The 6000-nt window shown below is 37.4% G+C and carries 7 protein-coding genes and 2 pseudogenes; 6 read left to right on the forward strand and 3 right to left on the reverse strand.

The annotated features are described in order from the left end of the window. Nucleotides 1–16: 16 nt before the first annotated feature. Nucleotides 17–382 (reverse strand): helix-turn-helix domain-containing protein, encoded by a 366-nt coding sequence (locus ACFINS_RS01650; protein ID WP_375705798.1) that lies wholly within the window; start codon nt 380–382, stop codon nt 17–19. Nucleotides 383–879: 497 nt separating this feature from the next. Between ACFINS_RS01650 and ACFINS_RS01655 the strand changes: the two genes are divergently transcribed. Together ACFINS_RS01655 and ACFINS_RS01660 are read left to right on the forward strand one after the other, a co-directional pair. After that, on the forward strand, nt 880–1068 hold the full coding sequence (locus ACFINS_RS01655; RefSeq protein ID WP_375611750.1) for an antitoxin: 189 nt from the start codon (nt 880–882) through the stop codon (nt 1066–1068). Between the two features lie 15 nt (nt 1069–1083). Next, on the forward strand, nt 1084–1329 hold the full coding sequence (locus ACFINS_RS01660) for a type II toxin-antitoxin system RelE/ParE family toxin (RefSeq protein WP_375705799.1): 246 nt from the start codon (nt 1084–1086) through the stop codon (nt 1327–1329). A gap of 300 nt (nt 1330–1629) precedes the next feature. Here the strand turns inward: ACFINS_RS01660 and ACFINS_RS01665 are convergent, their stop codons facing one another. Together ACFINS_RS01665 and ACFINS_RS01670 are read right to left on the reverse strand one after the other, a co-directional pair. Then, complete coding sequence (locus ACFINS_RS01665) at nt 1630–2367, reverse strand: TIR domain-containing protein (protein ID WP_375705800.1); 738 nt, start codon at nt 2365–2367, stop codon at nt 1630–1632. A gap of 309 nt (nt 2368–2676) precedes the next feature. Then, a complete protein-coding gene (locus ACFINS_RS01670) occupies nt 2677–3339 on the reverse strand; it encodes a thiamine phosphate synthase (protein WP_375705801.1) in 663 nt (220 codons plus the stop codon). Between the two features lie 366 nt (nt 3340–3705). Between ACFINS_RS01670 and ACFINS_RS01675 the strand changes: the two genes are divergently transcribed. The 4 genes and pseudogenes from ACFINS_RS01675 to ACFINS_RS01690 form a co-directional block, all read left to right on the forward strand. Then, a complete protein-coding gene (locus ACFINS_RS01675) occupies nt 3706–4848 on the forward strand; it encodes an OpgC family protein (protein WP_375682639.1) in 1143 nt (380 codons plus the stop codon). 180 nt (nt 4849–5028) lie between these two features. After that, a complete protein-coding gene (locus ACFINS_RS01680) occupies nt 5029–5547 on the forward strand; it encodes a DUF1465 family protein (protein WP_375705802.1) in 519 nt (172 codons plus the stop codon). Between the two features lie 22 nt (nt 5548–5569). Further along, nucleotides 5570–5850: pseudogene (locus ACFINS_RS01685) on the forward strand (DUF1465 family protein); the annotation flags it as partial. 22 nt (nt 5851–5872) lie between these two features. After that, nucleotides 5873–6000: pseudogene (locus tag ACFINS_RS01690) on the forward strand (DUF1465 domain-containing protein); the annotation flags it as partial.

Here is a 6000-nt window from a genome sequence, read left to right on the forward strand (position 1 = left end):
ACACTATCGCGTGATGTTAGCTTGCATTCTCATCAGAGATCAGCTGTAAAAAGGCTTTCTTTTTTACCGTTGTTAGAACTCTAAATCTTTTGAGAAGCAGGTATTCCTCTGTGCTTGATGCGATTTCATCATGGTGGTATGGGGACTGCTGTTTTGTTAAGATATCCGCGTAAAAAAAGGCAATGGGAACATTCAAGATATCGGAAATTTTCTTTAATCGCCCTGCGCTGACACGATTTAAGCCTTTTTCATATTTTTGAATTTGTTGGAAGCTTACGCCTAAAGCGTGCCCTAAAGTTGTTTGAGACATTTTTAGCATTTTTCGTCTCAAACGAATTTTTTTGCCAATAAAAAGATCAATATTAAGATTTTGAGATTGCATTTTTCCCCGCCGGTTGCGAGCGCCCTCGCATGAGTATTCCGGGAGCTTGAAAGTACTGAAATCTAATCAGCTTTTTTTGCTTTTAGTGCTTAAAGCACCTGGACATAGCAAAAACTCCCGGAATTCCGGGATACCCACAAAGTGGGGTAAATTCATGTTTAGATTTTCGGGCTTTCAAGACCCTCTTGGTCGTTGCGTATGCGACCAAAACATCTTTTAATTCATAAAGTAATTTCAGGAAATTTACAATAAAAATAGTTTTTTACTTACAAAATTTGTTTTTTAATGAGAGGCTATCTTCCTCTTAAATCTCTCTGGAATGATTGTCAAAATCATGACATTAGCCCCCGTGTTTTTTGAGAGGGTTAAAAAGCCTTAAGTTTTAAGATCAAAAGAACTTTGGACGCTTAAAAGTTAAACATTTTCAATTCGCTAATATTAACAACATAGCCAAGAGTAATTATCTTCAATATTCAGGAATAGAAAGGACATATATTATGAAGACCACCCTTTCTCCGCTAATTTCAGAGTTCGAAACCGTTGAACAGGAAAGCAGCTACACTGCATGGCTGCGCGATAAGGTAGCGAGCAGTCTTGCAAATCCATATCCTCCTATTCCGCATGATGAGGTTATGGCTGAAATGGAAGTTATAATCAGTCAGCTTGAAGCTGAACAGGACAAGTGATGCTTCCGGTTTTGGTTGTCTTCGGCGCGCGACGATTTGCGTCAGATTTTAACTTATATTGCTCGCGAAAATCCATCTGCTGCGCGCCGAATGAAAAGGTTTTTGGAAGCATCCTTACTGCCATTGGCTGAACATCCATATTTATACAGACAGAGTGAGAAGGTATTAGGATTACGAGAAATTGTAGCGCATCCAAATTACCTTATATTGTATCGAGTAGCTGCACATCAAATCGAAATTGTAGCTGTAGTACATGCCTGACGTGAAATTCCTATTTTTCTTTAATCTAATGAGAGGCTATCTGCTTCTTAAATCTCTCTGGAACAATTACCAAAATCATGACAACAGCCTCCGTGTTTATCAAAGGGATTAAAATGATTTCTTCTATGGTAATGAATTTACACGCGGTCTCTTCATTAAAATTTGCACAATCGCTTGCTGTTTGAAGAAGGGGGGGTGATCGTTTCTCTGTGCTATAGGATGTGTGTCTGTGGAATGTGGTGGGGTGCCTTGTGGTTTTGGGCGTGCGCTTTAAAAAATAAACATAAGCATTATTCAAATTTACTTTAATGCATGAATTGTATCTGTATTAAAAGAGAAATCAGCTTTTTGTAAGCGCTTAATAAGTTTGGGAAATGTTTCGTTTACGTGTTCTTTAAAAGAAAGGTAGTAAACTCCACCAACATCTGAAAGCATTTCAATGCCTTCTTTTTGTAGAATAGCAATCCTCTCAAGAGGAAGTGCGGCAGCTAACATGCCCATTTCGAAAATAACGTTTTGTCGTGCACGGGGTTGAATTTTTTCTGCACCTTGAGATATAGCATAACCCATGTCATCATGCGTGAGGAGTACAATACCAAAACCTATAGAACTGTCACAAATTTCTTTTTTCAAAGTTTGAATGATGGGTAAACCATTACCACTCGTGTTTTGTAAGATGTATGGTTCGAGACCAAGCTTGAGAAGAACATTTTCAAGCTCCGTTAAGGCATAACAATCATGACCATGAACGATAAAAATTTTTTTATTTGAAGGATTGGAGGCAGTTTTTGAGGAAGGAATCGTTGATGTTTCTTCTATATGCTTTGCTAAATCTTCTATTAACTTTTGTTTTATGTTTTCTTTGCCTTGAACGTTGATTGTTCCTGTGCTTTCATACCAATTAATAACGCCTCCTTCGGAGGTTTTGATCTGATATCCTTTAGAAGAATTAAGTGATAGAAACTTAGTTTCTATGATTTTATATCCAGCTGTTTTAACTATATCTTTAAGGTCTTCGAAGGTGCCGCTATATTTCACTGTTTATATTCTTTCAATATCGCTGGTTATTAATATAAAATGTTGATTTATTTTTATAACTATTTGAATTTAAATAGCTTTATGATTTCATTTTCTTATACAATGCACAAAAAGAGACGGTCACCTTCCATTCAATTGATTGAAACGTGGGAAAACTTGACTAAATGATGGGAAATTTTACTGCGTGATGAAGCGATCTGATTGAATTATGAATAAACGAAACGAATTTTTCTCCTATTTTTATATATCATTATGTTCTCTATAAGAAACACAAAAGTTAACGTTTTATTTATAAATTCTTCTCCTATATTACAAGGGGGTGTCCTTACATTTTTCTTGCATTGTTTTAAGCAGTATTAAGGGATTGTCGTTCCCGAAAATGACTTCTTCTACAGCAATGAATTCACATCCAGTCTTTAAGGCTTCATCAAAGGTTGAAAAATCGCTTCCTGCTTGCACAACAGCAGGGATTTCCATAATCTCTGCCCACCATGTTGCTAACTGGAGATTGCGGGGGTGCGCTTGGGGTTTTTTATCAGCCCCTAATTTGCCAAAAAATAGATAATCAACACCTGTTTCCGCTGCAAGCATAGCACTATGGCGATTGCGTAAATTGCCAAAGCCTATAATTTTTTGTTCCTTTTGCTGATTTTTGAAGCTTTCAAGAGCGTTAAGATCATCTTCTATGTGCAATCCATCAGCCTTTATGCGCCCAGCAATGCGGCTGTCACCCGCGATGAGAAGGGCTGCGTCATGATGTTGAATATCTTCTGCGTAAATTTGCGCTTGTTGTTGCAAAAAAGAGCTATCATCTTTCAACTTTTCAGAATCATAGAGGATGACGCATGCAAAAGACTTTGTTTGCAAAATTTGCCGCAATAATGCGTGTGGGGTGTTGCGCCGAACATCAAGTGTTAAAATCAACTGAGGGAAAAGAGGTGGATCAATTGGTTTATTTTTTTGTTCTGTCATGTCAAATCCCTGTTTCTTAGAAAAAATAACGCTTAAAAATTAAAGTTTCATTCTATTATGCTTATTTGCGATGAAAGTGACCACCATTTTCACGTAATTTAAAGGATTTGTGGGTGTGTGGAAGCCTGTTTATGAGAAATGAGAGTGTTTTTAAGCATAATATGTCGCCTTTTTGTTGTGATACACGTATGGACGCTTTTCGTTCTTTTGCCTTTAAAAAACTTTTGCTTTTAAAAAAATAAACGCTTAAAATGAAACTTGACTCTTAAAAATTAAAATTTCATCCTGTTCATGCTTGTTGGCAATAAGGGTAAGCACCATTTTTATTGGGACTTCAAGGGGTTTGTGACGTGTGGGAGTCCACTGATGAAATACCAAGGTATTCTTGAGCATAATACTCAACCTTCTCATCGTGATACACGCATTGATGTTTTTCGTTCTTTGGCCTTATTGACGATTTTCATCAACCATATTCCCAGAACGATCTATGAGTCTTTTACTCATAGAAACTTCGGTTTTTCTGATTGTGCAGAAGTGTTTGTTTTGCTTTCAGGGATTGCTCTTGGGTTAAGCTTTCATGGACGATTACAGCAAAAATCCTTTGCTTTTATTATCCGAAAACTTTGGTACAGAGCTCTGCAGCTCTATGGTGCATATCTTTTTACGACTTTTGTCACGTTAAGTCTTTTTTTTGCTGCCTTTTTATTATGGCGAACAGAAAAACTTTTATCGATGAACAATGTGGGACTCTTTTTTAAAGAGCCTAGTATCGCATTTTTGAGTACCTTAAGCTTTGGGCATCAATTGGGATATAATAATATTCTTCCTCTTTATATCGTTTTGATGTTTTTTGCGCCTTTTATCCTTTATTTGAGTTGTAAGCAGACAAAATGGCTGCTTTTGGGCTCCTTTACACTGTATCTTATCTGCGGATTTTATAAAATTGCTCCTCCTTCTTATCCTTTAAAGGGAAAGTGGTTTTTAAATCCTTTGTCTTGGCAATTCTTATTTGTCATAGGATTGACCAGTACTTTAGCGCTTAAACAAGGAAAAAAAATCGCTTTTCAGTCTTTTTGGATTGTTTGTGCGGCAGCGTATCTCTTGTTGGCGCTGTTATGGGTTCGCTTAAACTGGTGGGGCATTTTGGGGTGGCTTGGCTGGTCTTCCCCATTGTTGAACTTTAATAAAACCTTTTTAAGCTTGCCACGTTTACTCCATGTTCTTGCATTAGCCTTTCTCATTCTTTCTTTGCCGCGCATCAATAAATGGTTTTATGTCTCTCAGAAACATCCTTTAGCAATTTTAGGAAAACATAGTTTACCGGTCTTTGTAACGGGAACCATTTTTGCGATGTTTGGACAAATTATAAAAACAGTGATGACAGAAACGTTTTTTTCCGATACCCTCTTAATAATAACGGGTATTGCTTTGCAATTTGGAGTCGCTTATTATTGTGAAAAACGGCAATCTTGGCAGTGGTCCTTTTCAAGGAAAATGATCCGTTTATAAAAAATATTCCTGTAGTGTTTGTTGGGCACGTTAACCTTAGTATAAAAAGTGCGTTGCGCAAAAAAATTAAAAGAGGTAGCAGTTTTAAAAAAAAGCGTTCTATACAGCAACAAAAGAAACTTTTTAATACTCTATTCGTTAAGGGGTATGATTTTGTGCTGATACTTGGAGTATAAAAGCGTGAGTGTACATAAACGTCCATATGATGAACCTATTATCATGATTGAGCATAATGCTTTTGAAAATGCTTTTAATCGTCTCTATGAAGAAACAATGGCGCTGATTGAAAAAACCGCAGCGTATATTGACTCAGAAGGGAAATTAGTAGCACGCTCTCTTTCGGCAGAGGTTTCTGCAGTTTATGCGAAAGAGGCTATGTATTTAAGTACACGACTTATGCAAATCGCTTCTCAACTCCTTCTTCTTCGCGCAGAGCGTGAAGGGGAAATGTCATCAGAACAAATAAAAAAAGAAATTGTAAAAGTATCACTTCATACACCGACATTGGAACTTGAAACCCCTTATTGGCATGAATTGCCAGAAATTTTTCGCCAATTTGTTTCTCATTCATTGCGTTTAGAAGCGCGGATAACCTATATGCGTGCTGGGTGGGAAACTGCGGCCTCCTGTGCTCTAGAAGATGATAATCCAGTGGGAAAACAAATCGAATTGCTCAAAACAGCCTTTGGGCGTTCTTAGAGGGACTCCCCTTGCTTTGTGCGAAGGAGAAATGTCATCAGAACAAATAAAAAAAAGAAATTGTAAAAGTGTCGCTTCATACACCGACATTGGAACTTGAAACCCCTCATTGGCATGAATTGCCAGAAATTTTTCGCCAATTTGTTTCTCATTCATTGCGTTTAGAAGCGCGCATTTTTTTCATTTAGAGATGCTGCTGTAGTTTAAGCGTTCTGGTCAATAAGGGGCGGCTTTATCTTGAACGATGATAATCTAGTGGGAAAACAAATCGAATTGCTCAAAACAGCCTTTGGGCGTTCTTAGAGGGCCTCCCCTTGCTTTGTGCGAAGGAGAAATGTCATCAGAACAAATAAAAAAAGAAATTGTAAAAGTGTCACTTCATACACCGACATTGGAACTTGAAACCCCTCATTGGCATGAATTGCCAGAAATTTTTCGCCAATTTGTTTCTCA

The organism is Bartonella sp. AA2SXKL (assembly GCF_042197205.1).
Taxonomy (GTDB): domain Bacteria; phylum Pseudomonadota; class Alphaproteobacteria; order Rhizobiales; family Rhizobiaceae; genus Bartonella.